The organism is Methylobacterium sp. P3_A11 (assembly GCF_056403155.1).
Genome location: NZ_JBFUGA010000020.1, coordinates 18,750 through 43,510 on the forward strand (window position 1 = coordinate 18,750; position 24,761 = coordinate 43,510).

General features: G+C 70.1%; 24 protein-coding genes. 12 read left to right on the top strand and 12 right to left on the bottom strand.

Annotated elements, in window-relative coordinates; all coding sequences use genetic code 11:
* Positions 1–159: 159 nt before the first annotated feature.
* A complete protein-coding gene (locus tag AC1DXK_RS09035; RefSeq protein WP_457104620.1) occupies positions 160–1,266 on the bottom strand; it encodes a DUF2778 domain-containing protein in 1,107 nt (368 codons plus the stop codon).
* Between AC1DXK_RS09035 and AC1DXK_RS09040 the strand changes: the two genes are divergently transcribed.
* Entirely contained in the window at positions 1,265–1,492 is a 228-nt protein-coding gene (locus AC1DXK_RS09040; RefSeq protein ID WP_457104621.1) for a hypothetical protein, read from the top strand. The two genes, AC1DXK_RS09035 and AC1DXK_RS09040, sit on opposite strands and share 2 nt — an antisense overlap.
* Positions 1,493–1,496: 4 nt before the next feature.
* Here AC1DXK_RS09040 and AC1DXK_RS09045 read toward each other — a convergent pair whose 3' ends face one another.
* Positions 1,497–2,291 (bottom strand): lytic murein transglycosylase, encoded by a 795-nt coding sequence (locus AC1DXK_RS09045; RefSeq protein ID WP_457104622.1) that lies wholly within the window; start codon positions 2,289–2,291, stop codon positions 1,497–1,499.
* Positions 2,292–3,000: 709 nt separating this feature from the next.
* Here AC1DXK_RS09045 and AC1DXK_RS09050 point away from each other — a divergent pair.
* Together AC1DXK_RS09050 and AC1DXK_RS09055 are read left to right on the top strand one after the other, a co-directional pair.
* Positions 3,001–3,687, top strand: coding sequence for a class I SAM-dependent methyltransferase (locus tag AC1DXK_RS09050; RefSeq protein ID WP_477297496.1), 687 nt, complete (start codon positions 3,001–3,003; stop codon positions 3,685–3,687).
* A 51-nt stretch (positions 3,688–3,738) separates the two neighbouring features.
* Positions 3,739–4,350 carry a hypothetical protein gene (locus AC1DXK_RS09055; RefSeq protein ID WP_457104624.1) on the top strand — a complete coding sequence of 204 codons (612 nt, stop codon included), beginning with the start codon at positions 3,739–3,741 and terminating at the stop codon, positions 4,348–4,350.
* 38 nt (positions 4,351–4,388) lie between these two features.
* On the opposite strand, the gene AC1DXK_RS09060 is transcribed toward AC1DXK_RS09055, so the two are convergent.
* Positions 4,389–6,077: an aminotransferase class III-fold pyridoxal phosphate-dependent enzyme gene (locus AC1DXK_RS09060; RefSeq protein WP_457104625.1), complete on the bottom strand. Its 1,689-nt coding sequence runs from the start codon at positions 6,075–6,077 to the stop codon at positions 4,389–4,391.
* A gap of 32 nt (positions 6,078–6,109) precedes the next feature.
* Between AC1DXK_RS09060 and asd the strand changes: the two genes are divergently transcribed.
* From asd to AC1DXK_RS09075, 3 genes are all read left to right on the top strand, one after another.
* Positions 6,110–7,021: an archaetidylserine decarboxylase gene (gene asd, locus AC1DXK_RS09065; RefSeq protein WP_457104626.1), complete on the top strand. Its 912-nt coding sequence runs from the start codon at positions 6,110–6,112 to the stop codon at positions 7,019–7,021.
* A gap of 364 nt (positions 7,022–7,385) precedes the next feature.
* Positions 7,386–10,040, top strand: a complete 2,655-nt coding sequence (gene mgtA, locus AC1DXK_RS09070) for a magnesium-translocating P-type ATPase (protein WP_457104627.1) — start codon at positions 7,386–7,388, stop codon at positions 10,038–10,040.
* A 20-nt stretch (positions 10,041–10,060) separates the two neighbouring features.
* On the top strand, positions 10,061–11,638 hold the full coding sequence (locus AC1DXK_RS09075) for a bifunctional aminoglycoside phosphotransferase/ATP-binding protein (RefSeq protein WP_457104628.1): 1,578 nt from the start codon (positions 10,061–10,063) through the stop codon (positions 11,636–11,638).
* A gap of 5 nt (positions 11,639–11,643) precedes the next feature.
* Here the strand turns inward: AC1DXK_RS09075 and AC1DXK_RS09080 are convergent, their stop codons facing one another.
* Together AC1DXK_RS09080 and AC1DXK_RS09085 are read right to left on the bottom strand one after the other, a co-directional pair.
* A complete protein-coding gene (locus AC1DXK_RS09080) occupies positions 11,644–13,041 on the bottom strand; it encodes a bifunctional enoyl-CoA hydratase/phosphate acetyltransferase (protein WP_457104629.1) in 1,398 nt (465 codons plus the stop codon).
* A 12-nt stretch (positions 13,042–13,053) separates the two neighbouring features.
* Positions 13,054–14,910, bottom strand: coding sequence for a PHA/PHB synthase family protein (locus AC1DXK_RS09085; RefSeq protein ID WP_457104630.1), 1,857 nt, complete (start codon positions 14,908–14,910; stop codon positions 13,054–13,056).
* Positions 14,911–15,188: 278 nt separating this feature from the next.
* Between AC1DXK_RS09085 and AC1DXK_RS09090 the strand changes: the two genes are divergently transcribed.
* The 3 genes from AC1DXK_RS09090 (at position 15,189) to AC1DXK_RS09100 (ending at position 16,704) form a co-directional block, all read left to right on the top strand.
* Entirely contained in the window at positions 15,189–16,001 is an 813-nt protein-coding gene (locus AC1DXK_RS09090; RefSeq protein WP_457104631.1) for a universal stress protein, read from the top strand.
* Positions 16,001–16,327: a c-type cytochrome gene (locus AC1DXK_RS09095; RefSeq protein WP_457104632.1), complete on the top strand. Its 327-nt coding sequence runs from the start codon at positions 16,001–16,003 to the stop codon at positions 16,325–16,327. Before AC1DXK_RS09090 ends, AC1DXK_RS09095 begins: the two co-directional genes overlap by 1 nt.
* Before the next feature lie 65 nt (positions 16,328–16,392).
* On the top strand, positions 16,393–16,704 hold the full coding sequence (locus AC1DXK_RS09100) for a BLUF domain-containing protein (RefSeq protein ID WP_477297501.1): 312 nt from the start codon (positions 16,393–16,395) through the stop codon (positions 16,702–16,704).
* 364 nt (positions 16,705–17,068) lie between these two features.
* Here AC1DXK_RS09100 and AC1DXK_RS09105 read toward each other — a convergent pair whose 3' ends face one another.
* From AC1DXK_RS09105 to AC1DXK_RS09135, 7 genes are all read right to left on the bottom strand, one after another.
* The gene (locus tag AC1DXK_RS09105; protein WP_457104633.1) at positions 17,069–17,929 is read right to left on the bottom strand and encodes a universal stress protein; all 861 of its coding nucleotides are present in this window, start codon (positions 17,927–17,929) and stop codon (positions 17,069–17,071) included.
* Between the two features lie 206 nt (positions 17,930–18,135).
* Positions 18,136–18,657 (bottom strand): hypothetical protein, encoded by a 522-nt coding sequence (locus tag AC1DXK_RS09110; RefSeq protein WP_457104634.1) that lies wholly within the window; start codon positions 18,655–18,657, stop codon positions 18,136–18,138.
* 204 nt (positions 18,658–18,861) lie between these two features.
* Complete coding sequence (locus AC1DXK_RS09115; RefSeq protein WP_457104635.1) at positions 18,862–19,257, bottom strand: response regulator transcription factor; 396 nt, start codon at positions 19,255–19,257, stop codon at positions 18,862–18,864.
* 470 nt (positions 19,258–19,727) lie between these two features.
* Entirely contained in the window at positions 19,728–20,768 is a 1,041-nt protein-coding gene (locus tag AC1DXK_RS09120) for an ABC transporter ATP-binding protein (RefSeq protein WP_457104636.1), read from the bottom strand.
* Positions 20,769–21,200: 432 nt separating this feature from the next.
* Positions 21,201–21,530 carry a hypothetical protein gene (locus AC1DXK_RS09125; protein WP_457104637.1) on the bottom strand — a complete coding sequence of 110 codons (330 nt, stop codon included), beginning with the start codon at positions 21,528–21,530 and terminating at the stop codon, positions 21,201–21,203.
* 312 nt (positions 21,531–21,842) lie between these two features.
* Complete coding sequence (locus AC1DXK_RS09130) at positions 21,843–22,289, bottom strand: host attachment protein (protein ID WP_457104638.1); 447 nt, start codon at positions 22,287–22,289, stop codon at positions 21,843–21,845.
* A gap of 21 nt (positions 22,290–22,310) precedes the next feature.
* Positions 22,311–23,120 carry a universal stress protein gene (locus AC1DXK_RS09135; protein WP_477297505.1) on the bottom strand — a complete coding sequence of 270 codons (810 nt, stop codon included), beginning with the start codon at positions 23,118–23,120 and terminating at the stop codon, positions 22,311–22,313.
* Between the two features lie 599 nt (positions 23,121–23,719).
* Here AC1DXK_RS09135 and AC1DXK_RS09140 point away from each other — a divergent pair.
* The 3 genes from AC1DXK_RS09140 to AC1DXK_RS09150 all read left to right on the top strand — a co-directional run bounded on the left by AC1DXK_RS09140 (position 23,720) and on the right by AC1DXK_RS09150 (position 24,752).
* Positions 23,720–23,959 carry a biotin/lipoyl-containing protein gene (locus tag AC1DXK_RS09140; RefSeq protein WP_457104640.1) on the top strand — a complete coding sequence of 80 codons (240 nt, stop codon included), beginning with the start codon at positions 23,720–23,722 and terminating at the stop codon, positions 23,957–23,959.
* A gap of 71 nt (positions 23,960–24,030) precedes the next feature.
* Positions 24,031–24,405, top strand: a complete 375-nt coding sequence (locus AC1DXK_RS09145) for an SPW repeat protein (protein WP_457104641.1) — start codon at positions 24,031–24,033, stop codon at positions 24,403–24,405.
* Positions 24,402–24,752, top strand: a complete 351-nt coding sequence (locus tag AC1DXK_RS09150) for a c-type cytochrome (protein ID WP_457104642.1) — start codon at positions 24,402–24,404, stop codon at positions 24,750–24,752. Before AC1DXK_RS09145 ends, AC1DXK_RS09150 begins: the two co-directional genes overlap by 4 nt.
* Positions 24,753–24,761 lie beyond the last annotated feature (9 nt).

A 24,761-nucleotide genomic window follows, 5' to 3' on the forward strand; every position in this document is an offset into this window, starting at 1 on the left:
ACTTTGGCATCATGTGCAGGCCAGGGCACGAGGTCGTGGACAGGCTCCTTCGCCGTCGCGATGCTGCTGTTCAGCCCGGTGCTGCCAGTCAAGACCGGCTTCAGAACGGCCCGATCGATCTGCGACGTGCTGCTGCCTGTCGTCGCAAGCGGGACGGCGTCAGCCGCCGTTGCGGGCCATCCGGGTGGTCACGGTGCCGGCGGCAAGGCTCGGCAACGGGTCCTGGGTACCGCTCACGACCACGAGGCGCTGGACTTCGCCGCGGAGGTAGGCCTGAAGGAACCGGTCGTAGTCGCGGAACGATACGCAGCCGTTCGAATCACCCCGCGGACCCAGCATGTAGGTGTGCGCCAGTAGGCCGACGCGGCCGTAGACCGCCTCGTTGCCGCCGACCGGCGTGAGCCGGATCGCCCGGACGCCGTGGAACGGCTGCTCACGCTCGGTGAGGTCATAGGTGCCGGGCGGCGTCGGCCCGCGCATCCGCACGTTGACGAGGCGGGGATCGTCCAGGCCTTCGCCGAGGCCGGAATGCGCCTCCAGGCGCTCGCCGTTCGGCAGCGTCACGCTCTTGGCGGCGATGTTGTAGACGGCGATCCCGGCCGTGGCACTCGGCTCCCGGGCCGGCGCGAGCGGCGGTGAGATGCGCCGCTGCGGCGCCACGTCGGCGGGTCTGCTCTCCAGCGCCGTGTAGGCCAGGGCCGGCGCGTGCTCGATGCCGAAGAGCTTTTCCAGGAACGAGCGCTCGTCAGGCTTCGGCAGGGTCTGGGCCGCAGGCGGCACCTCGCGCCGCGCCATGCGCCGCTCCGACCGACGGCCAAGGCCGGCGCCAGCGGAGTTCCGGAATTCGGGCGGGCGCGGCATGGGCAGCGGGACGACCATCGGGACCCGCGGCGGCTCGGCGATCTGCGCGCCGGGCTCGGAATTGGTTTCCGGGGCGGCTTCGGGCGTGAGGGCGGGCGGTTCGATCTGGTTCCAGGCCCACCGCGACAGGGATCCACCGATCACCTCGGGCGCGGGTTCGCGATCCGGGATCCCGGTGGCGCTGGCCTCGGTGGCGGGCGCCTCGGCCGGCACCTCCGCGATCGGCGCCGGGGCCGGCATGTCCGGCCGGGCGATCACGGTCCCGGGGGACGGGATGCGATGCAGGGTGACAGCGCCGACGGCGGCCAGCCCGATGGCGCCGCTCATCACGATGAAGGGCGCCACCCAGGCGCGCCGCGCAGTGCGGATGTTGAGGCCGTCCGGCGATACGGATTCGACAGCCATGCGGATGCCCATGCTCCTCGTCTCGGAACGGGGCACGCCGACCGCCGGCCTCCGGATCATCAGGAGGAATCGCGACGGGCGGACCGGCCTCGCTCAAACGGAAACAGCGGGGTCGGGCCGGCTTTTCTGGGGCGATGCGATGGTCGATCTTGGACCGATCGAGACCATTTTTGGGCGGATCGCCATCGATCGATTGCAGTCTTCGTCGGCCAATCGATGCCGATGAGCGACTAATCGTTGTCGATCTGGCGTCCGAGCAGCGCGATTGCCTTCTCGTAAACCGGGGCGGCATTCCAGCCCTGGATCGCCGCGAAGTTAGGCTCGCCGGGCTGGTAGCCCGCGCCGGCGCGCCAGCCATGAGCCTTCAGGAAGTTGGCCGTGGACGACAGGGCGGCCCCGACGTTGTTGAGATCGCCGGTGCCGTAGGCGAGCACGTTCTTCGGCAGGAACTGCGTGTGGCCGACCTCGCCATGCGCCGCGCCACGGGTGTTCGCGGTCAGCAGACCGCGGTCGACGAGGGTCAGGGCCGCGTATAGCTGATCCGTGAAGTATTCGGAGCGGCGGCAATCGTAGGCGAGCGTGGCCACCGCGGACAGCGTGTTGACGTTGCCGCGCACGGCGCCGAACCCGGTCTCCATGCCCCAGATCGCCAGGAGCGGACCCGGCGGCACGCCGTAGCGCTGCTCGATCGACTCGAACAGGGCCGCGTTCTGCCGCTTCAAAGCGCGTCCCCGCGAGACGATGGTCGGGCCGCCGCGCTTGGCAAGGAACTGGTCCAGCGACAGCTTGAAGCTGTGCTGCCCCCGGTCCGCCGAGATGGTGGCGGTGGAGTAGGCGGTGGTCTGCAGCGCCGCGAGGCTGGTCGCACTGGCCCGGCCGCGCGCCTCCTCGGCGAACTGACGCTTCCACGCCTCGAAACCGCCTGCCGTGTTCCCGCATTGCGCGGCCTGCGCCTGCCCGGCGCTGAGGGCGATTCCGGCGATGGCCGCCACCGCGAAGGTCTGACGCAGCAAATTCTCGATCACGCGAAATACTCCTCCGGCGCGTCCTCGCGCCCTGTCCCGCTGGGGATACCGGGTCACAACTCGTCGATATCAGGGCGAGAAGATGTCGAAGCAGCGACCTTCAGGCTTCTCGCCCTCACAACATCGCGCATTCGCGGATCCACGACGAGACCGCAAGGGCATCGGGATGCGGGCATCGTGAACGGGGCATGATCGACCGGGTGCATGGCGCCGGCTGCGTGGTGTGGCAGCAAAGCAAAACCTGCACCCCTGATCGCGCGTCTCACCATCTTCCCAGAAGTTCTGCGCTGCAAATTGATGATTTGCCAACGAAACGAATACATCGATCGGGATGCAATGGACTTGTCACAACCTTGTCAAACGATCGACATAGCTTTGCCGGCGGAAAGATTTGTCCGGAGAGGCGGCGTGGGGTCGATGATGGTCCAGGCGGCTTGGTGCGCCCCGAGATCCCGCCTCTCGCACGCCCGCCTGTTTTGATCGGCCCGCGGCGCCCCACGATGCCAGCGATCGCACCGGCCGTCCCCCGGCCATCGCGGGTGGCGCGGGCAGGCCGGTCCCTGGAGACGGCCTCGGCCGGGCCGGGCCGCGACGGCCTCCCCTTCTCGCGGGACCCGGCCTGATCCGGGACGCCCGACCGAGACCCGCAGCCGGCGGCAGGAAGAATCCGCCGGCCTTCCGACCTTGCCGACAACGAGACAGGACACCCATGGCCATCGGAATGCACGACACCGGTCCGTCGCGCGCGGGCGCTCTCAGCGCCGATCTCGACCGCGACGGCGTCGCCAGGGCCTACGGCCGCTGGGCGCCGGTCTACGACCTCGTCTTCGGGCCGGTCTTTGCGCAGGGCCGGACCCTGGCGGCCGCGGCAGCGGAACGGATCGGCGRTCGGATCCTGGAGGTCGGCGTCGGCACCGGACTGTCCCTTCCGGCGTATCGACGCGCCCACAGCGTCGTCGGGATCGACATCTCGGCACCCATGCTGGAGAAGGCGCGCCAGCGCGTGGCGCGGATGCGCCTGCCCAACGTCGAGCGCCTCGCCGTCATGGATGCCGAGCACCTCGACTTCGCCGACGCCTCCTTCGACGTGGTCGTTGCCCAATACGTCGTCACGGCGGTCCCCAATCCAGAGACGGCCCTCGACGAATTTGCTCGCGTGCTGCGCCCCGGCGGCGAGATCGTCATCACGACGCGGATCGGTGCCGAGGCGGGCCTGCGTCGCACCGTGGAGCACGCCCTCGCGCCGGTGACGAGCCGCCTCGGCTGGCGGACAGAATTCGCCTGGAATCGCTATGCCGCCTGGGCCGCGGGGGCTCCCGTGGAGATCGTCGAGCGCCGGGCGCTGCCGCCCCTCGGCCACTTCTCCCTCCTGCGCCTGCGCAAGCGCGACGCCTGAGCGCGGATCACCGTCGACCAGCCCACAACCTTTCGATCGGGGAAGCACACCATGGCGAGCTTTCTGGAGGCGCTGCGCTTACAGCGCTGGGACGACCACCGGTACTATCACCACAACCGCGTCAATCAGAGTTTGCATGTTGTCAGCGCCATCAGCTTCCTGGTGGCCTACGCGCTGGCGTTCAAGGACCCGGCCACGGCGGCCCTGATCGGCTGGCTCGTGGCGATGACCTCCCGTCAGGCGGGCCACCTGTTCTTCGAGCCCAAGGGCTACGACCACGTCAACGACGCCACGCACGAGCACAAGGAAGAGATCAAGGTCGGCTACAACCTCCAGAGGAAGGTCGTGCTCCTGGCGATCTGGGCGCTGTCACCCCTGCCGCTCTACTTCGACCCGAGCCTGTTCGGGTTGATCTCGCCCCATCAGACGACCGCGGACCTGATCCGCAATGTCGGCTGGATCTGGCTGTGGCTGGCGCTCGCGGGCCTGCTGTTCCGGATGATCCAACTTTTCTTGCAGCGTGACCTGCAGACCGGCCTCGTCTGGGTCACCAAGATCCTCACGGATCCGTTCCACGACATCAAGCTCTACCACAGGGCGCCCCTGGCCCTCCTGCACGGCGAGCTGGTCGAGGAGCAGGAGCCGCACGAGCGGGGCGCCTGAGACCCGGGCCACGCGTGCCGGGCCGCCCTCCGCCCGGCTCAGCCCTGCTCAGGCGCGTGCAGGCCCAGGCGCGCGCCGAGCTTTCCGAGCCGGATGGCGGCGACCTCCCGCAGGATAGACCGGCGGATCGCCCTGTCGCTCGGCGCCCCTGCCTCCCACCAGCCGTCCGCCTGCATCGCCCGCGCCGCCGCCACGAAGCGTGCCGCTACGGCCTCGAAGGCCGCGTCGTCGTAGGCGAGGTTGAAGATCAGGCGTCCGGTCCCGACCCACGACAGAGCCAGCCCCTCCGCGCGCAGGTAGAATTGCAGCATCCAGTTGTAGCGCGACGGCTTGGTGTACAGGACCGTCCAGACCGTCGACATGGCGGCGACCCGCACCGGCAGGCCGGCCTCCGCCAGGAGAACGTTCAGGCGCCGCGCGCGTCCGTCCCAGGTCGCGTCGAGGCCGGCGTAGAGGGCGGTGACCGCTGGGCTGTCGAGCCGGTCCAGGAACGCGGCCATCGCGCCCATCACGTAGGGGTGGGCGTTGAAGGTCCCGCGGGCGAAGCAGATGTCGACCGGGCGGTCCTCGCGATAACGCCGCATCAGGTCGGCGCGTCCGCACAGGACGCCGACGGGCAGGCCGCCGCCGAGCGTTTTGCCGTAGGTGACCATGTCGGCGCGCAGGCCGAAATACGCCTGCGCCCCGCCCCGGGCGAGGCGGAAGCCGAGGAACACCTCGTCCAGGATCAGCACGATGCCGCGGGCGCTGCACACCGCCCGCAACGCCTGCAGCCAGCGGGTGTAGGCCGCACGGTCGAAGCTCGCCCTGCGGCCACTGTCGACCAGGGCGGAATCGGCCGGCGCCCCGGCATTGGGGTGCATCGCCTGAAGTGGGTTGACCAGCACGCAGGCGACGTCCCGGCGGTTCGCCAGGACCCTCAGGGTCCGTTCGGACATGTCGGCGAGGGTCAGCGTGTCGCGGGTGGGCACGGGATTGCCGATGCCGGGCTGAACCTCGCCCCACCAGCCGTGATAGGCGCCGCAGAGCCGGACGATCCGGCGGCGGCCGGTGTGGTAGCGGGCCAGCCGCACCGCCTGCATGACCGCCTCGGTGCCGGACATGTGGAACGAGACCTCGTCGAGGCCCGAGATCGCCCTGAGCCGGGTGACGTTGCCGGTGACGACCGGGTGCAGTGGCCCGAGCACCGGGCCGAGGGCCGAGACCCGCGCGCTCCCTTCCTCCAGGCAGGCGCGGTAGAAATCCACGCCGAACAGGTTCACCCCGTAGGAGCCGGCGAGGTCGTAGAAGACGTTGCCATCGAGATCCGTGATCGTCACGCCCTCTGCGGAGGCCGCGAAGGCGCCGGTGCCCAGATGCGCACGCACGTGCCGGGCGTACTGGAACGGCACCCGGTAGAGCCCGGTGAACTGGAGGTCCGAGAGCCCGTCGCGAACCGCCTCGGTCTCGGCCCGGGTCCGCGGGAAGCGCGTCCGGAACAGATCGGACAAGCGCGCGAATCCCGCCTCCCGCCGGAGGGCCACCGCCTCGTCCGGACCATCGGCGCGGAAGAACGCGTGCTCGGAATAGGCGTAGTGCGGGATCAGCCCGGCGACACGCCGCGCCATTCGGGCGTGGCCGGTCAGCGAGCGGTGTTTCGCCCGCGACAGTTGCAGGCGCTCCGCGGCCAGCGGCAGGGCGAGCGCTGCGGCGGCGGTGGCGGACAGGGTGATGAGGAGCGCGGACATCGTCCCGCGCCCTATCGGAGGCGGTTTGCGGCATGATGACGGTGTCCCGATCCCGGCTGCGGACTGTTCTGGCGCGGGTCGGCGCTCAGGAGAATCTCAACTTCCTGCTGACGAACCGACTGCCGCGCCGCCTCGCCACCCGGTTCATGGGCAGGTTCAGCCGGATCGAGCAGCCGCTGGTGCGCGACCTCTCGATCGCGACATGGCGGCTGTTCTGCGACGTCGACCTCCGCGACGCGCAGGTGACTCGCTTCCCCAGCCTGCACGCCGCCTTCGTCCGTGCCCTGTGCCCCGGCGCTCGGCCGATCGCGAGCGATCCCGCACTCCTCACGAGCCCCAGCGACGCCATCCTGGGCGCCCATGGCCGGATCGAGGCCGGGCGCCTGTTCCAGATCAAGGGCCTGTCCTACCGGCTCGGCGATCTCCTGGGCGGGGACGAGGAACTGGCGCATGATCACGAGGGAGGCTGCTACGCTACCCTGCGGCTGACCGCCGGGATGTATCACCGCTTCCACGCGCCCCATGACCTGCAGGTCGAATCGGTCCGGCACATCTGGGGCGACACCTGGAACGTGAACCCGATCGCGCTCAAGCGCGTAGAGGCGCTGTTCTGCCGCAACGAGCGCGCGGTCCTTCGGCTGCGTCTGGCGGCGGGCCACCATGCGGTCACCCTGGTGCCAGTGGCCGCGATCCTGGTGGCGGGCCTGCGTCTCGGCTTCCTGCCCGAGGGGGGTGCCCTGCGCGCGACCGGCGGCCGGACGCTGCCCTGCCGGGCGCGCCTCGCCAAGGGCGACGAGATGGGCTGGTTCGAGCATGGCTCGACCATCCTGGTTCTGGCGCCGGCGGGTTTCGCGCTCTGCCCGTCTCTCCACGAGGGCGCGCGCCTGCGCGTCGGCGAGCCCCTGATGCGCCTGCCCGATCCGTCCGGCTCGCCGATATTCTGACGGCGCGTGTCCCGGGCGGCTGCAACGCGGCCGGGAATACGATGACGCCGGCGCCTCTTTCCTCGGGCTTGCATCGAGAGGCCGCCGGTGATCGCCGCACCCCCCGTCGAACCGGAGTCCGAGCCTTCCAGCGTACCGTCCTGCGACGGCCCTCGGATGCGCGCCAAGCCCTGGGCCGAAATCCGGGTCCGGCTTTGACCCGGCCGATCTGAAGGGGGGCCGACGCCCTTGAGGTGGATCAAGGTGCCGGGGCTCGTCGCCGCACCAGAATGAACGGGGCGGCGAGGGCCGAACGGGTCGCGCTGGACCTTCGATGTCCTCGATCCCGCTGGCACCTGCCCGAGACCGACGACCGAGGCTCCCGATGATTGTCGCCCCCGCCGGCTCAGAGCCTGCCAAGTCGCCGGTGCCGCGCCACGGTTGGCGACCCGGTACGGGCCGGCGACGCGATCAGCCCCTCGTACCCAGGGCCGCGGATTTCTGGACCCGGACCCCGGCCGCCCTCGCATCGACGCTCGCCTGTGACCTCGGCGGCCTGTCATCCGACGAGGCCGCCCGCCGCCTCGCGCGCTACGGGACCAATGCCGACGCTCCGGCCGCCCTCGACAGCAGCCTGCGCGCCATCCTCCGGCGCCTTCTCGAGCCCCTTGCGCTGATCCTTCTGGTGGCGGCCTTGGTTTCAGGCCTATCCGGCGACTGGATCGGCGGCGCGATCATCGCGGTCATCCTGGCGCTGTCGATCGGGCTCGACACCGTACAGGAGGGGCACGCCCTCAAGGCCGCGGACGCCCTGCGCCGCTCGGTAGCCCTCAAGGCGGAGGTACGCCGGGACGGCGCCTTCACGACGATCCCGGTCGAAGGCGTGGTGCCGGGCGATCTCGTCCGGGTCCGGGCCGGCGACATCGTCCCAGCGGACGCCCTGATCGTCGAGAGCAACGCCTTCACGGCGGCGGAGGCGGCGCTCACCGGCGAGCCGTATCCCGTCGAGAAGGCGCCCGGCCTCGTCACGGCCACCGACCCCGCGGAAGCCTCCAACGCGCTGTTCCGCGGCGCGGTGGCACAGACCGGGGAAGCCGTCGCACTGGTCGCCGCCACCGGCCGGGCCACGATGTTCGGCGCCGCCGCCGCATCCCTCGAGGAGACCCAGAATGCGTCGCCGTTTCAGCGGGATCTGCGTGAGTTCGGTCTGGTGGTCGCCCGTCTGACGATCGCCCTCGTCATCGCCGTGCTGGCGCTGCGGGTGGCCTTCGGCCGGCCCCTCCTCGATTCGCTGCTGTTCGCCGTCGCGCTGGCGGTGGGACTCACCCCCGAACTCCTGCCGATGATCACAACGGTGACGCTGGCGCGGGGGGCGATGCGCATGGCCCAGCGGAAGGTCATCGTGAAGCGGCTCGCCGCGATCCACGACCTTGGCGCGATGACGATCCTGTGCACCGACAAGACCGGCACCCTGACCGCTGCGGAAATCGCGCTCAGCCGCAGTCTCGATGGAGCCGGCCACGACGATCCGCGGGCAGCCCGGCTCGCAGCCATCGCGGCCGATCTCGGCGGAGACCGCGGCTCCCTCGACGCCGCCCTCATCCGCGCAGTCCCAGAGGCGGCCGCCGGCTGGCATCTCGCTGGCCGGCGCGCCTTCGATTTCGCCCGGCGCACCGGCACCGTTCTGGCGGATGGCCCCGAAGGGCCGCTCCTGATCGTGAAGGGAGCACCGGAGGCGGTACTGGCTCTGTGCACGCGCCGACGCGATGGCGAAGGGTGCGTGACCATGACGGAGGCGGCGCGCGCGGAGGCGCTCGACCGCGTCCGTGCACTCGCCTGCGACGGCATGCGCAGCATCGCGGTGGCTTCACGCGACGGCTCGGTCGGCGCTGCGGCCATGGAGGAGACCGATCTGGTCCTGGAGGGCTTCAGTGCCTTCGCGGATCCGCCCAAGGCGACCGCGGCCGCGGCGGTGGCCCGCCTCGCGGCGGCGGGCGTACGCGTGAAGATCCTGTCCGGCGACGATCCGATCGTGGTGCACCGCCTCGCGGGCCTCGTCGGACTCGCCGATCAGACGACGCTGTCCGGGTCCGAACTCGCGGCGCTGAGTGACGAGGCCCTGGCCGTGCGCGTGCGCGCGGTCGACGCGTTCGGACGCCTCACGCCCGATCAGAAGGTGCGGGTGGTCCGCGCCCTGAAGGCCGACGGCGCGGTCGTGGGCTTCCTGGGCGACGGCATCAACGACGCCCCGGCCCTGCGGCAGGCCGATATCGGCCTGTCGGTGGAGGGCGCCACCGGCGTCGCGCAGGCGGCGGCCGACATGATCCTGCTGGCTCCCGATCTGGAAGTCGTGGCCGACGGCGTCGCGGAGGGGCGACGGACCTTCGCCAACATCCTGAAATACGTCCGCATGGGCGCGAGTTCGAACTTCGGCAACATGCTGTCCATGGCCGCCGCCTCGGTGGCCCTGCCGTTCCTGCCGATGCTCCCGACGCAGATCCTGCTCAACAACCTGCTCTACGACCTGTCCGAGGTCGGTATCCCCTTCGACGGGGTCAGGCCCGAGGCCACTGCCGAACCGCAGCTCTGGGACATGGGTCGCCTCGTCCGCTTCGCCTCGGTGATGGGACCATTGTCCTCCGTGTTCGATCTCCTGACTTTCGGATTGCTGCTGATTGTCTTCGGGGCCACGCCGGAGATTTTCCGTACGGCCTGGTTTCTCGAATCGATGGCAACGCAGATCCTCGTGATCTTCGTCATCCGCACGAGCAGTCGGCCTTGGCGCGATCGACCGGGCACCGCCCTCGCGGTCTCGTCGCTCGCCGCCCTCACGGTCGCCCTCGCGCTGCCGTTCACGCCGATGGGCGCCTGGTTCGGCTTCGTGCCGCCCCCTGCCCCGGTCCTCCTGGCGATCCTGGCGATCACGGTCACCTATCTGGCGCTGGCCGAACTGGTGAAGCCCTTCGTTCTCGGCACCCACGGCGCGTCCGGGCCGGGCTGGGTCCCGGTGCGGTGGCGGCACCGGTCCAGCCCGGCCTGATGTCGCAACGGACCGATCCGATGCCGCCCGAGGACCAGAACCCGATCGCGACGTTCCTGAGGCAGGCGCTGGCGGGTTCGGGGGCGGTCGAGACCATCTCGACCCACATCTCCCACCTCTTCCTGGCGGGCGATCGCGTGTTCAAGTTGAAGCGCGCCGTTCGCTTCCCCTATCTCGATTTCACGAGTCCGGAGCGGCGCCTCGCCGCCTGTGCGGCGGAAGTGGCGCTCAACCGCCGCACCGCGCCCACGCTCTACGTCGGAGCACGCCGGATCACCCGCGAACCGGACGGGGCGCTGGTCTTCGACGGGTCCGGGGACCTCGTGGATGCCGTCGTCGAGATGCGCCGCTTCCCCGACGCGGACCTGCTCGACGCGATGGCGCAGGATGGGCGTCTCAGGCCGAGCCACATTGACGATCTCGCGCAGGCGCTGGCGGCCTTCCACGCCGAGGCGGAGATCTGCCGCCCATGCGGCGGGGCCGACGCCATGGCGGCCGTGATCGACATGAACGATTCCGCGCTGCGGGCGACCGGTCTGGTCCCGGCCGAGGCGGCGCAGGGTCTCGCGGCGCGGTTCAAGGCCATCCTGGCGCGCCATGCCCCGCTGCTCGATGTCCGCCGCGCCGCCGGAAAGGTCCGCCGCTGCCACGGCGATCTCACCCTACGCAACATCTGCCTGTTCGAGGGCAAGCCGATGCCGTTCGACGGTGTCGAGTTCAGCGACACCATCGCGACGACCGACGTCCTCTACGACCTCGCCTTCCTGCTGATGGATCTCTGGCACCGCGAACGCCCCGACCTCGCGAACCTGCTGCTCAACCGTTACCTCGACGCGGCGGACGAGACCGATGGGATCGGCCTGCTGCCGTTCCTGATGGCCATCCGTGCCGTGATCCGCGCCCATGTGACGGCAGCCCAGTCGGAGGGTGCGGGGGGAGCGGAGGCCGCGGAAGCGCGGGCCTATCTCGACCTCGCGACGGATCTGCTCGCGGACGCTTCCCCCACCCTGCTGGCCGTGGGTGGCTTCAGCGGGTCGGGCAAATCCAGCGTCGCTGCGGCGGCCGCGCCCTGGATCGGGCCGGCCCCGGGCGCCCGCGTCCTGTCGAGCGACCGCATCCGCAAGCGTCTGCACGGGGTCGGCGCCCTCACCCGTCTGCCTGACTCCGCCTACGGCCCCGCCACGTCGGACCGGGTCTACGCGACCTTGCGCCACGAGGCCGGCCGCATCCTGGCTGCGGGCCACGGCGCCGTGGCGGACGCGGTGTTCGATCGTCCCGAGGAACGGGCGCGGATCGAGGCCGTCGCCCGGGACCGCGGCGCACCGTTCTACGGCTTCTGGCTGGAGGCGCCCGCCGCGACCCTCGCGCATCGTCTCGCCGTGCGCGAAGGTGATCCCTCAGACGCGACGGTTGCGGTCCTGGCCGCGCAGATCAGGCGGGGTTGCGGTCCGCTCGCGTCATGGCGCCGCCTCGCGGCCGACCGGCCGCTGGCGGTCCTGCGTGCGGAGATCCTGTCCTTCTGCAGGCCCCTCTGCGTGACGGCGAAGCCGACCTCAGCGGTCAGGCCGACGCCGGTCCGCCAGGAACCGTTCGACTGACCGCCTCACGGCGTCCCAGTGCGGTGCGCGAAGAGTTGCGCGAGGGCGCAGGAGGCCAACCGCGCCGCCGTGCTGTCGGAGCGGCTCGTCAGGATGACCGAGACGCGCGCGCCGAGCAGGAGACCCGCGGCGTCGGCGCCCGCGAGATGAATCAGCTGCTTGGCGAGCATGTTGCCCGACACGAGGTCCGGCACCACAAGGATGTCGGCATCGCCCGCGACCGGCGATACGAGGGCCTTGGCGTCAGCGGCGGCGCGGGAGATGGCGGTGTCGAAGGCCAGCGGCCCGTCGACCAGGCCGCCCGCGATCTGCCCGCGCTCGGCCATCTTGCAGAGGGCCGCCGCGTCGAGGGTCGAGCCGAGTTTGGTCGAGACCGTCTCGACGGCGGAGAGGATCGCGACCTTGGGCTGCGCGATGCCGAGCGCCCGGACGAGGTCGACGGCGTTCTGCACGATGTCGCGCTTCTGCTCCAGGCTCGGCGCGATGTTGACGGCGGCATCCGTCAGGAACAGCGGCTTGGGGTAGGTCGGCACGTCGAGAGCGTAGACGTGGCTCATGCGCCGCTCGGTCCGCAGGCCTGTCGCCCGGGACATGGCGGCCGCCAGGATCTCGTCGGTGTGGAGCGCCCCCTTCATCAAGGCTGCCACTTGCCCCGCGCGGGCGAGGGAAACCGCCTTCTCCGCCGCGGCGTGGCTGTGGGGCGCCTCGACGATCTCGATGCCGTTCAGGTCGACACCCGCCGCCTGCGCCGCGGACTCGATCTTCGGCCGCGGCCCCACGAGAACCGGCACGATCAGCCCGGCCTCCCGCGCGGCGCGCAGACCTTCGAGGGAGGCCACATCGCAGGGATGGACGACGGCCGTCCGTGCCGGGGCGAAGCGGCGCGCCGCCTCGATCAGGCGAGCCCAGTGCAGGCCCCGCTCGTGCAGGTGGACCTCCGGCAGCAGGACGCGCGGCCGACGCACCTTCTCGATGGGCGCCAGCACCTCGGCTTCGCCGGTGATGACCGCTTCGCCCTGCCCGTTCAGGCAGACGCAATCGAGGCGGACCCGGTGATCGGAGGCATCCTTCTCGCGCACGGTGACGCGCGCCGTCACGGTGTCGCCGATCCGGACCGGGCGCAGGAACTTCAGGGATTGCCCGAGATAGACCGTCCCAGGTCCCGGCAACTCCGTGCCGAGCACGGCGGAGATCAGGGATCCGCCCCAGAAGCCGTGTGCGATTAACCCGTGGAAACGGTCCGTCGCGGCATAGTCCCGGTCGAGATGGGCGGGGTTCACGTCGCCAGATGCCAGGGCGAGCAGGCTGATGTCCTGTGCCCGCAGGGTGCGGGCGAGACTGGCGGTGTCGCCCACCGCGATCTCTGAGAAGGTGCGGTTCTCGATGAAGCGGAGCGGTTCCATCGGGCCGTCCCCTCAGGCCTCCAGCACGTAGGCGCCGGGGGCATCCCCGAGCACCCCGTAGCCCGAGGCCGGCGCGCCCATCGCCGGCGGCGAGACGAGTGGACCCGACCGCTCGGCCAGCCACGCGGCCCAGGCCGGCCACCAGGAGCCAATGGCCTGCGGCGTCTGCGCGATCCAGGTGTCGGGATCCCGGTAACGCTCGCTCGCCCCCGTGGTCCGGATCCGGTAACGGCCGTGCGGCCGGCCGGGCGGCGCGACGATCCCGGCATTGTGTCCGCCGCTGGCGAGGACGAAGGTCACGTCGGTATCGGCGAGGGGGTGGATCTTGAACACCGATCGCCAGGGTGCGACGTGGTCGCGCTCGGTACCCACCGCGAAGATCGGGGCGCGGATGTCGGTGACCGAGACCGGCCGTCCCGCCGCCTCGAAACGCCCCTCCGCGAGATCGTTGCCGAGGAACAGGTTCCGCAGATATTCGGCGTGCATGCGCGCCGGCAGGCGGGTCGCGTCAGCGTTCCAGGCCATCAGGTCGGTCATCGTCTGCCGCCGTCCCAGGAGATAATCGCGGACGAGCCGGGACCAGATCAGGTCGTTCGAACGCAGGAGCTGAAAGGCGCCGGCCATCTGCCGGGCATCGAGGGTGCCCTGACTCCGCATCAGACTTTCCAGGAAGCTGATCTGGCTCTCGCCGATGAACAGCGTCAGCTCTCCGGCTTCGGTGAAGTCGAGCTGCGCGGCGAAGAGGCTGAGCGAAGCGAGGCGGGCGTCGCCGTCCCGGCTCATCGCGGCGGCCGCGATGGCGAGCAGCGTGCCGCCCAGGCAATACCCGGCCGCGTGGATCGGGTGGCCGGGAACGATGGCCGAGACGGCATCGAGGGCCGCCATCACGCCGAGCCGGCGATAATCGTCGAAGGAGACGTCCCGGTCCTCCGGACCGGGGTTGCGCCAGGAGATCATGAAGACGGTGTGGCCCCGGGCCGTGAGGTACCGGACCAGGGAGTTTTCGGGCGACAGGTCGAGGATGTAGAATTTCATGATCCAGGCCGGCACGATCAGCACCGGTTCCGGCCTGACCGCAGCCACGCTCGGCGCATACTGGATCAGCTCGATCAGCCGGTTGCGGAACACGACCTTGCCGGGCGAGACCGCCACCGCGCTGCCGACCGGGAAGGCGTCGGCACCCACCGGCCGCAGAGCTTGGGCCATGCGCACCGCGTCCTCGGCGGCGTTGAGCAGGCCCGTCACGAGGTTTCCGCCGCCGGTCCGCAAGGTCTCGCCCAGCACGACCGGGTTGGTCCAGAACAGGTTCGCGGGCGAGGCGGCATCCAGAAACTGACGCGCCACGAAGGCGACGAGGTTCTCGTGGGCGCGCGAAACGCCGGGCACGCCGGTCGTGGCGTTGTGCCACCATTGCTGGGTCAGCAGGAACGACTGGCAGGCGAGGCTGAACGGCCAGACCTGCCAGGCCGGATCGTCGAAGCGGTGATCTTGGGGCAGCGGATCGATGCACGGCGCCGCGTGGCCCTGCAGCACGGCGCTCCGGGCCGCGAACTGCGCGAGCCGCATCTGCTTCCGCAGGAGCTTCATGACGAGCGTCGCCTGCTTGCCCGGCGAGAAGGCCGCGTGGATCGCCCAGTCGAACCATGCCTCGGCCAGGGCCGCGGGCGAAAGGCCGGCTGTCATCCGGGCGACGGAGGCATGCACGCTCTGATCGATCGCACGCCGGACCGGCGCGAGATCGTCCTCCTCCTCGGGGGGATCGGACCGGGTGGCCGGGCCGCGGACCTCTGCGGCCGGGAGCAACCGCAACCCGGGCCGCGGCGGCTCGACGGCAACCCCGGCCGGGTCTCTCACTTCCGCGTCCAGCATGCACGATCTCCGGCAACGCCGTGCAGGTTACGGTGCGCGCTTTCCCGTGCCGGTGATCCAGATCAAGGAACCGTCCGAAAGCGCGATCGCCGTGCGGAGCCATCAGCGGCCGCAACGGCATACGCGGGTCGCGCGCGGTAACACCGGTCGGATGCGGTCGGACCCGCGCCCCTGGGCGACCGGGAGCGCTCCGCCTCCGCGTTGCGCTGGATCAAGGCGACGGAGCCTCACCGGGACGAGCATCGCTCCAACGGTCTCGACGGATCCCGGAGGCGGCCTTGGACTACGCGAATATCCTCGTTTCCGCCGATCTCGGCGAAGCCGCTCCGGACCGGATCAGGCTCGCCGCCGGACTCGCGCGACGCTTCGAGGCGACCTTGACGGGTGCGGCCGCCCACGAGGTCCCGGCCCCCATCCTGGTCCGCGACGTCTACGACGCCATCGAGCGGGAGGGACGGAACAAGGAGCAGATCCAGGCCATCCTCGATCAGGTGCACGCGTCCTTCGAGCGCTGCGCCGGCACCGGGATCCGCACCGACTGGCATTCGTGCTTCGCCGATTCCGTGACGCATCTCGTCGAGATGGCGCGCGCCGCGGACCTCGTGGTCGTCAGCCGACAGGGACCGGGCGACGAGGATCCGGGACCCCTGGGCGTATCCCCCGGACCCGTCGTGATGGAGGCCGGCCGGCCCGTCCTCGTCGTACCGCCACGGACCGCACACCTCGCGGCCGCCCGCATCGTCGTCGCCTGGAAGGATGGTCCGGAGGCCCGGCGTGCAGTGTTGGCCGCGCTGCCCTTTCTGCGCAAGGCGGACCAGGTCTGGGTCGCGACGGTCGGCGCGCACGCGCAGCAGGAGGGTGCAGAGGACGTGGCCGGCCACCTCGCCCGGCATGGCGCCCATGCCACCGCGCATCTGCTCCATACGGCAGACGACGACGGATCGGAGATCCTGCGCTTTGCCCTTCTTCAGGACGCGGATCTGATCGTCATGGGGGCCTACGGCCATTCCCGCGTGCGCGAATGGCTGTTCGGCGGCGTCACGCGCGACATCTTCGACCGCACACCCATCGCAAGCCTCATGAGTCACTGATGTTCACCAGGAACATCCTCATCGGCACGACTGCCGCGCTGTGCGGGCTCGCCATGCCCGCCACAGCGCAGGATGCCTCTCCGGCGCGCGGCCGTGCCATCGCGCGCGCGGTCTGCGCACGCTGTCACGCCGTCCAAGCGCACGGCGCGAGCCCGATGCGCGCGGCGCCCCCCTTCCGCACCCTCGCCGCGCGCTTCCCCATCGACGACCTCGCCGATGTCCTGATCGAAGGCGTGGCGCGGCGCCACCCCGCGATGCCCGACTTCCGGCTCGCGCCGGGTGACGCTGCCAACCTCACGGCCTACCTGAAGGCGCTGCGGCCATGATCGGCGGTCAGGTCGCGGCCGCCGGTGTCGCCACGATAGGACGGGCGACCGCGCGGAGGTGGAACATGGACGGTTCGCTGCTCTACGTCAGCCGCCGGACGTGTTCCGATGACGACGTTCGCAACATCGTCGAGACGTCCCTGTCGTGGAACGCACGCCTTCACATCACGGGTGCGCTCGTCGCGTCGCGGAATCGTTTCGCGCAGATCCTCGAAGGATCCCGCGCCGGTGTGGACGAACCGATGGAGGGCATCCGCCGCGACCCGCGGGGATTGACATGTTGTCGTACGAGAACGTCGCGCAGCGCCGGTTTCCCGAGCGGACGCTGGCCTCTTCCGGCGCGTCCAACGACGTCGACGGTGTGGTCGGATCGTTGACCGATCGATCAGCTCCTCGACCGCATCCGGCCGATGTGCGCCGCCTGATCCGTGCCATCGCGGAAGTCGCGCGGGCGCGGCTCTGATCGGTTGTGGTCACGAGGCGCGGCGTCCCCCGCTCGGGCCTGTCGTTCCACGCAGGTGCGGCCGGCCGCCAAGGTGCGCAACCGCGTTGTGTTCAGCGGGTCCGCAAGGTCGGACCGGTTCGCGGTACGGCGCAGGGCCGGGCGCGCCGCCACGATCGGCCGCCCCCGCAGCTGGGGTAAACGACGTCCGCCGCTACGGCAGGCGGCCCCTGCGCGTCAGGCTGACGGTCGCGACCGTCCGGCAGGAGCTGAGTCCGGGCATCGTGAGCGTCTGTCGCTCAGTGGGACAGGAACAGCGGCACCGGGCTGCTCCGCAGGAGCGCGCGGGTGACGCCACCGAACAGGAACTCCCGCGCCCGTGAATGCCGGTAGGCCCCCATGACGATCAGGTCGGCCTGGAAGAGGCCGGCCTGGGCGCGCAGCCGGTCCGCGACGCCTCCCGAATCGGGCAGGTCGTTGACGGTCACGTTCACGCCGTGCCGCGCGAGGTGGGGAGCGAACTCGGCGCCCGGCACCGAGGCCTCGATCTCCGACTCGTCGCCCACGACTACGATTTCGACGGTTTCGGCCGCGCGCAGAATCGGCATGGCATCGTTGGCGGCGCGTGCGGCCTGGGCGCTGCCATCCCAGGCGACGATAACCTTCCGCGCCTCGAAAGGGCCATGTCCGGTCGGCACGGCGATGACCGGGCGGCCGCTCAGCAACAGCGCCTTCTCGATCATCTCGTGGTCGATGTCGAACGATTGCGGTCCGGCATCCAGGACGACCAGGTCGTGCAGGCGTGCCCGGAGGGCCAACCGGCTGACGAGGTCGGGGTAAGACAAGCTTCCCGCCTCCGTCGTGCAGATCACGCCCGCCTGTTTCGCGTCCCCGGCGGTGCGATCCGCGAGGCCGCGTGCCAACGCGTCGAGACGGTGGTCGATCCTCGCGAAACCCTCGTCGTCGAAGTCGCCGAGCCAAGCATCATCGCCCGTGAAGCGCCATGAAGCCGACTGGACCGTCAGGTGCGCGCCTGCGGCCTTGGCAAGCGTCAGGCCATAGCCGAGCGCGGACGACGGCTCCGTGTGCTCGCCTTCGATGGCGACGCCGACGAGGACATCGCGGATGGCCCCCAATGGCGATGGGGCTAGCTGGGACATGGGTCGTCTCCCGTCTGGACCGGTCCCATGGTCGTGGCCATCCGAGGGGACAGCCTTGATCCATCTCAAGGGAGGCCCCGGGCGACCGCCGGCGGCTGAGACGACGCGATCGCAGGGTGCGCTCGCGATCGCGTACCCCTGCGCGCGATCCAGCCAAGGCCTGGCCGGACGCGCAGAGCCTGGCGCTCAGATGATTCGAAGCGCGCTCACGAGAGGGCGCGGGTGGGAACGCGAGGCGCACCGCATCCGCTTGTCGTCGTCATGGCGCAGCGATCGACCATGCCGGTCAGCGTCGCGATGCCGGTGGCGAGGGCAACACCGGCCCAGTTCGAATCGAAGCGCGGCAGCCACACCCTGGCGGCAAGCCTGCGGCGGTGGAGGCCCGCATCCGGCATCCGGCCATTCGCGTCACCCCTCACGTCTGCGCGGGACCCGGCCGCCGTCTCGGTTGCCCGACGTAGCACGCGGCGGACGTGGCGGCGGATCGAGGACTCGCAATCGGGTTGGCCACCGTTTGGCGAGGGTGCGGAAGAGGGGTTCAGGACCGGCACCGGTATATCCTCTTCGTCATTGCGGGCTGCGGACGCTCCGATGGGCGTGGGTGAAAGTGCAGTGTCGCCGAGCCGGACCATGATGCAGCACCCTCTTGAAGGTGCTGCGTCCTGACCGAGCCTCGCGACCGCCTCGACCTTGGCGCCGCGTTGGCCCAGAACCTTGACGTGGATCAAACGCGGCGGTCGACGCTGGTCCGGTGTCGGCGCGAAAAGCGCAGGACCGCTCGCGACAGATCAAGGCGCGCGTGCGACGACCCGATCAGGCTGGATGTTCAGCCGGAATGGGGTAAGCGCACGCAGTCCCCTCAGCGTGCGCCTGGGGCCGCTCCGCGTGAGCCGCCGCGCCCACGAGTCCCGCGGCGGGCTGGCCGAGGACCGTCAGGCACCGTATTGCGGAACACGGGTTGTCCGACCGCCTTTGCAGGCGAGCATGCCCAGGACGACCTCCCACGCCAGAGGCTTCTCGACCAGCGGCACGCCGGCCGCGCGGGCGCGCGCACGGATGCCGGGGTCGGGATGACCGGTGATCAGAACGACGGGGACGCGGACATCGAGTTGGCGCAGCCGGCCGAGCACCTCAAGGCCATCCATCCCCGGCATGACGTGGTCGAGGAGCACGAAAGCCGGCTCCGGCCCGGGAAACGCCGCCAGCAGTTCTCGACCGCCCGAGAAGGTCTCGACGCAGTGCCCCTCGCTCTCGAGGAGAAAGCGGGTGGAGTGCAAGACGGCGTGGTCGTCGTCCACCACGTAAATGGTCGGCTCGCTCGGTGACATGATGCAGGCCTGGAAACGTTGGTTTGGATCCTCCGACCCTTGAACATCGCCAGGTATGCTCCGGGCCGCCTTGACCTATCTCAACCGACGCTCGCCCGTCGGGAAACCGTGATCGCGCGCGTGGCGCCGACGACGATGCGGGCCTCGACGGGGGTGGCGTGTACCGCCGCCGGGTTCCGGATGACGGCCGGACCGCGGACGCTCTGTTGCCAGCCGGCGAACGCGGTGGCCTGAGGCCGATCGGGGCAGCGGCGTCGCTTTTATCGTCTTCCGCTGGCCCGATGCTGGCGCCAGCGCGTGCCATCGGCCGGCGCACGATGGGCGCGTCTCGAAGTGGCCGGCAGAACCCGGCAAGACACGCATACGCTCGGGCGGTGATGTACGTTCATTCGACAGGGCCGGCGGCATCGGCAACCGTATGCAGGCGGCGACGCCTCAGCCCAAGACGTCTCGCAGTTCGGTCCGGTGCTTCACGATCCGAGCGCCGGATCGGCGACCTCCGCAACGGGACTTCGTCTCGGGTGTCTCCGGGACAGCGTGTCGAGGGCCTGCCGGAGCAGGGCATACTTGGCCTGGGTGACGCGTAGCTCACGGAACCAGTCAATCAGACCCTTCCACGGGTCGTTGAGCTGTTTCAGACCGGCGACGACGGCGACGACGGTGCCGAGTTCCGTCGCGCCCTTCACGACGAGGTAGCCGCCGACGCCGAGGGTCAGTCCGATGCCGAGGTGATGCATCAGGTTCATCAGGAAATTCATCGAGAACTTCAGCTGAAAGATGCCCATGTTGAGCTGGAACACCCGGTCGATGCGCGCGGCCTGAAGCCTGGACGGCTTGAGATGGTGGTTGCCGATGATGCCGCCGCTGATGCGGCGCAAGGCGCCGGTCCTGGTGACGACGCGCTGGTTGATGGCCCGCTGCATCAGCGGCACGAAGATCATCTGAGGCGTGAAGACGGCGAGCGCCAGGAGCGCCATCAGCGGGTTGAGGTACAGCATGTACGCGAAGGTCCCGGCGACGATGCCGCCCTGCAGCACCGGTTCCGACACGCTGATCCCGACGAACGCGCCGACCGGCTCCGCCTCCGCCAGGATGAGCGAGACTTCGACGCCTTCGACTTCGGCACGATGTTCCGGGGCGAGGTATCCGAAATCCCCGAGCAGCATCTTGCGGAGGCGGCGGACGGCGCTCTCGCTGACATAGCTGCGGTAGACGTTGAGCCCGAGCTTCAGGGCGCCCATCGCCAGGGCGGCAACGATATACAGCATCGCGAGCGCGGCGATGGACCGGACGCTCCCGCCAGGAAAGGCCGCGTTGACGATCCGCCGCTGCAACTCGAGGGGCGCAAGATCGGCGACGAAGAGCACCATCGCGATCAGCACCAAGGTGGGCTGATGGGATCGGCTCGCATCGGTGATGAACGCCGCGAGTGTCGGCGGCGTCGTAATCCGATCGGGCATCAGCCCGATGCTGGATGCACCGGGCGCCGGGATCGCGGACGCGGACGTCATGAAGCCTCCATGACGCCGTCTATGTCCCCATCCGGCAACGGCCGGCATTGCTCCTGATCAACCGGGCCTGGGCCGTCCCTCGCCGATGGATGCGACGGCGTTGCGGTGACTGCGTGAACCAGTAACGGGCGCCCCCGGCGAGATCTTCAGCCCCGCTTAGTGGGGAAACACCGACCTTGTCGTCATGGGCGGCTAACTCCTCGTGGGCGATCACGGTCACAGCCGGCTGCGGGACTGGATCTGCGGTGGTGCGGCCCGGGATATGCCGCAGACCGCGCCCGTCTGCTGCCTGATAGTCCACTGAGGCGGGTCATGGTCGTGCACGCCGGAGGACCGTGTGCCTCGACGAGGCGTGGGCCACAGGGCCGGTGCAGCGATAGCCGGGAGAACTGCGTCTCGGCCCGCGGGCACGAATGCCCGGTCCAAGCCCGCTCAATCCGCCCGACCGCCGTCGAGAATGTGCAGGGCCTGGATCCGCCCCGTTTCGACGTACGGATGGTCCAGGCTGTCGAGCAGGTCCGCGATGATGTCGTCCAGTTCGGACGCCGCTGTGCCGTAGAGCTGGAATGCGCATTGCCGGCATGCGCGCTCACCCGAATCGATGGATCCGCCCATCGCGGCGATCTCGTCCCACCCTCTTTGGCGCAGGGCCAACGCGAGTTGGCGATACTGTGCCAGGATGTCGGCGCCAACCTTGGCAGCTGTGGCCTGGATCGCCGCTTCGCCCGCATCTGCGATGGATGGGATGTCTTTGCCTACCATCGTCATTCTCCAGGATGGATCCGAGCCGATTGCCGCCGCGCCCGCTGCCGGCCATCCGACGCGCGCCGATGGATCGGGCGGGAAGGAAGCGAATGGCGGGACACCGTCAGCGCACCAAGCCTGGGTCCTCGCCATATTCGAACGCCCTGTCTGACGAGCATGACCGACGACGTCGGGCCGCCGGGAGGCGAGGCGCCGGCTCGTGCCCCGGGAGGGCCGGAGCAAGTACCGGACGGAGCCAAGGAATCGCGCGTCGGCGCGGGCGCGACATTGACGTGGGTCAACAGCTCGAAGGGGCGCGTGCGACACGACTCAGGCCGCCCGAAGATGCCGCTGGATCTCGCTGACCGTATGCTTGGTGAGATCTTGGTCGATCTCCGCGATGACCGAGCGCCGGAGCCGTTCCGGCAGAGCGATTCGCAACTCCGCGAGCGTCCGTTGCGGTGCGACGACGACCAGGGCGGGGACCGGTTCGAGACGGTCCAATGCCTGCGCCACCTCATCGGTGAATCGGCGTTCGGCCAACTCGTGCCAGTCCGTCTGCTCGATGGCGCTCCGACGGTCGCCGAGCCTGACCCGGGGCGGCTTGTCCGTACCCTGGTCGCGCGTCGGGGGGTTCGGCGGCGCCTCGAAGACCCGTCGGACCTGTAGGTCCAGTTGCAACGGGTGACCTTCGTTGAGAAGCACCAGGACTTTGCGGCCGTCGGCCACGATGACGTAGCCGCCGTGTGGGATCATGAGGTTGCGCTTGCCGGCCATGTGATCCTCCCTGCCTGCCACTCAGTGGCTCATCAGGCAGCAAACTGGGGTTCGGGCGAGCAGGGTGCGGGTGACACCCCCGAAGGCCCACTCGCGCAGGCGACCATGGCCGTAGCCACCCGTGACGATGAGGTCGGCGCCGTGCTCGGCGGCCGCGTCGACGAGCGCCGCCGCGGCCGAGGTGCCATGCGCTTCCGTCCGTACTGGGGTGCTGCGGACGTCATGGGCCTGGAGGAACGCGACGACGTCCCGCGTCTCGGCGGAGCCCCCTCCCTCGTCGATGGCCACCACCACCGTCTGGATCGCTCGCTTCAGGAACGGCAGGGCATCCCGGACGGCGCGGCGCGCCTCGCGCGTATTCTTCCAGCCGATCGCCACCCGTTTCGCGTCGAGACGGCTGACCTTGGGCGGGACCACCAGCACCGGTCGACCGACGCGCATCAGGACATCCCCCGGGTCGACCGAGAGGCGCGAGTTTCCGTCACCCTCCCGACCGAGGACGACGAGGTCGGCGACGGCGACTTGCGACGTCAGAAAGGCCAGCGGGAAGTCGAGGTTCGAGCGCCATTCGGTCCGGCTGCGCCCGCCGGTCGCCTCCCGGAACGTCGCCTGGGCGCGTCTGAGATCGTCCAGGACGCTCTCCTGGATCGCCGGGATGCCGTACGCGCCTCCCGGCGTCGGGCCGACAGGGGCGCCCCCATAATCCGGCATCTCTGCCGCAATGCCGATCAGGCCGGCGTGAAAATCGTCAGCGAGATACGCGGCGAGGTGGATGCGATCGCGTGCAGACTCACCGAGGTCGACCGCGACCATGATGTTCGCGATGGTCATGGCAGCACTCCGATAGGCAGGGGCGGGCTATGAGGACTGCGGCGGTCCGGCTGCCCGCCGTCGGGTCAGCGTCAGTCAGCCGGTCCGCACCTCCACCGGCACTGCGACTGCGGGCACAGTCGCGGACCGGTCCAACGCCTGGATGGCACGCTGCGTCCGACAGATCCGTTCGATCCCACGCGGCGGTTCCCGGCTGCGGCGCCGATCTGAGCCGCATCGACGCTCGGCACGAATGCAAGGTCGGCGATGACGATCCGGTGGGTCAGCGTGTGGTTCATCGCGGTGCCGCTCGAAGGCGTCCCGTTCAAATCGGGTCGGGGCCGACGCTAGATCCGGCCAGCGGTTCGACATTGATCCAGCGCAAAGGCGCCGGCTGCCCGGTCTGCCGCGTCGGGTTCACGGGCGTTGGCCGTCCGCCGGCCGATGACGGGCATCCGGGCAAGGCGTGTGGCCCCGGTCCCGGCAGGATTACCCACGGGTGCGCCAACGGCCAGACACCGGACGGACGCGGCGCCGCGCACCGGCGCCATGCCTTGAGCCAGATCAAGGCGCCCTGACGCTCGTCGGCGTTCTTTTCCGATCTGCGAAGGGAGGCAACCATGGCTGACGTTCACGTGGCCGAGCAGCTCTGGTCCACGGGCATGCTGCCCGAGGGCATTCTTGAGCGGTGGCTGGTCGAAGACGGGGCTCTGGTCCGGACCGGCGACGCGGTGGCCGCCGTCCGAATCGGCGAGGCCCTCCACGACATCGTCTCGCCAGCGGGAGGCCGCCTTATGGTCCTGGCTGCGCCCCGCGACGTCGTCGATCCCGGATGCATCATCGCCGAGGTCCACGCCTGACGGCCAGATTGCGGCGGCACGCGCGATCCGGTCGCGGCGCAGAGCCGGACCGGGCAGACGGGAGGCAGATCATGGACCGAACAGACACGACCGTCGCTCGGCCGCCGACCTGGCGGACGGACGAGATCCTCCTCGGCATCCTTCAGCACACGGCCGGGATCGCGCTGGTCCTGACCGCCTGGGTGTTGGTCTTCACCGACCAGACGCGCGCGGCCGCCTCGGCCCTCCTGCCGGGCTTGCTGATCGTGGCGCTCTACGGCGCCAACCAGATCCATTTCCGGGCCGTGCTCGAACGGACAGTGTTGCTCGTTGGGGCATGGACCCTCGTCGCGCCGTGGGTGCTCGGATTCGCCGCGAACGACGGCGCAACCTGGGCGCACGTGGTTCTCGGCGGCGTGGCCATCGGATCCGCGGCGACGTGGCTGCGGATCGCGGGGCGGCCATGATGTTGCCGTCCCGCAGTGCCCGCGCGGCTGTCGTCGCCGGGCTCCTGGCCGCCGGGATCGGACCCGTGACCCGCGTTCACGCGGAGGACCGTCATGTCGGAGGCCGGACCGTGGCCGAGCAGCTCTGCAGCCAGTGCCATGTCATCGGCCGCGAGCCGCAAGCGGGCGAGTTCGCCGGGCCGGCCTTTCTCCGGGTCGCCAACATGACCTCGACGACTGCTTTGTCCCTGGACGTGTTCCTGCAGAGTCACCATCAGCGCATGCCGAGCCTGCGGCTCGACCGGCACGAGATGGATGCCGTCATCGACTACATCCTCAGTCTCAAGACCGTGCCGCCGAGCGACTGAGGAAGCGCC

Bases quoted from the DNA above. Each gene is read 5' to 3' on its own strand.
- AC1DXK_RS09040 (WP_457104621.1), top strand. From the start codon at position 1,265: ATGCGGATGCCCATGCTCCTCGTCTCGGAACGGGGCACGCCGACCGCC.
- AC1DXK_RS09035 (WP_457104620.1), bottom strand. From the start codon at position 1,266: ATGGCTGTCGAATCCGTATCGCCGGACGGCCTCAACATCCGCACTGCG.
- AC1DXK_RS09055 (WP_457104624.1), top strand. From the start codon at position 3,739: ATGGCGAGCTTTCTGGAGGCGCTGCGCTTACAGCGCTGGGACGACCAC.
- AC1DXK_RS09060 (WP_457104625.1), bottom strand. From the start codon at position 6,077: ATGTCCGCGCTCCTCATCACCCTGTCCGCCACCGCCGCCGCAGCGCTC.
- asd (WP_457104626.1), top strand. From the start codon at position 6,110: ATGATGACGGTGTCCCGATCCCGGCTGCGGACTGTTCTGGCGCGGGTC.
- mgtA (WP_457104627.1), top strand. From the start codon at position 7,386: ATGATTGTCGCCCCCGCCGGCTCAGAGCCTGCCAAGTCGCCGGTGCCG.
- AC1DXK_RS09075 (WP_457104628.1), top strand. From the start codon at position 10,061: ATGCCGCCCGAGGACCAGAACCCGATCGCGACGTTCCTGAGGCAGGCG.
- AC1DXK_RS09080 (WP_457104629.1), bottom strand. From the start codon at position 13,041: ATGGAACCGCTCCGCTTCATCGAGAACCGCACCTTCTCAGAGATCGCG.
- AC1DXK_RS09085 (WP_457104630.1), bottom strand. From the start codon at position 14,910: ATGCTGGACGCGGAAGTGAGAGACCCGGCCGGGGTTGCCGTCGAGCCG.
- AC1DXK_RS09095 (WP_457104632.1), top strand. From the start codon at position 16,001: ATGTTCACCAGGAACATCCTCATCGGCACGACTGCCGCGCTGTGCGGG.
- AC1DXK_RS09100 (WP_477297501.1), top strand. From the start codon at position 16,393: ATGGACGGTTCGCTGCTCTACGTCAGCCGCCGGACGTGTTCCGATGAC.
- AC1DXK_RS09105 (WP_457104633.1), bottom strand. From the start codon at position 17,929: ATGTCCCAGCTAGCCCCATCGCCATTGGGGGCCATCCGCGATGTCCTC.
- AC1DXK_RS09115 (WP_457104635.1), bottom strand. From the start codon at position 19,257: ATGTCACCGAGCGAGCCGACCATTTACGTGGTGGACGACGACCACGCC.
- AC1DXK_RS09120 (WP_457104636.1), bottom strand. From the start codon at position 20,768: ATGACGTCCGCGTCCGCGATCCCGGCGCCCGGTGCATCCAGCATCGGG.
- AC1DXK_RS09125 (WP_457104637.1), bottom strand. From the start codon at position 21,530: ATGGTAGGCAAAGACATCCCATCCATCGCAGATGCGGGCGAAGCGGCG.
- AC1DXK_RS09130 (WP_457104638.1), bottom strand. From the start codon at position 22,289: ATGGCCGGCAAGCGCAACCTCATGATCCCACACGGCGGCTACGTCATC.
- AC1DXK_RS09135 (WP_477297505.1), bottom strand. From the start codon at position 23,120: ATGACCATCGCGAACATCATGGTCGCGGTCGACCTCGGTGAGTCTGCA.
- AC1DXK_RS09140 (WP_457104640.1), top strand. From the start codon at position 23,720: ATGGCTGACGTTCACGTGGCCGAGCAGCTCTGGTCCACGGGCATGCTG.
- AC1DXK_RS09145 (WP_457104641.1), top strand. From the start codon at position 24,031: ATGGACCGAACAGACACGACCGTCGCTCGGCCGCCGACCTGGCGGACG.
- AC1DXK_RS09150 (WP_457104642.1), top strand. From the start codon at position 24,402: ATGATGTTGCCGTCCCGCAGTGCCCGCGCGGCTGTCGTCGCCGGGCTC.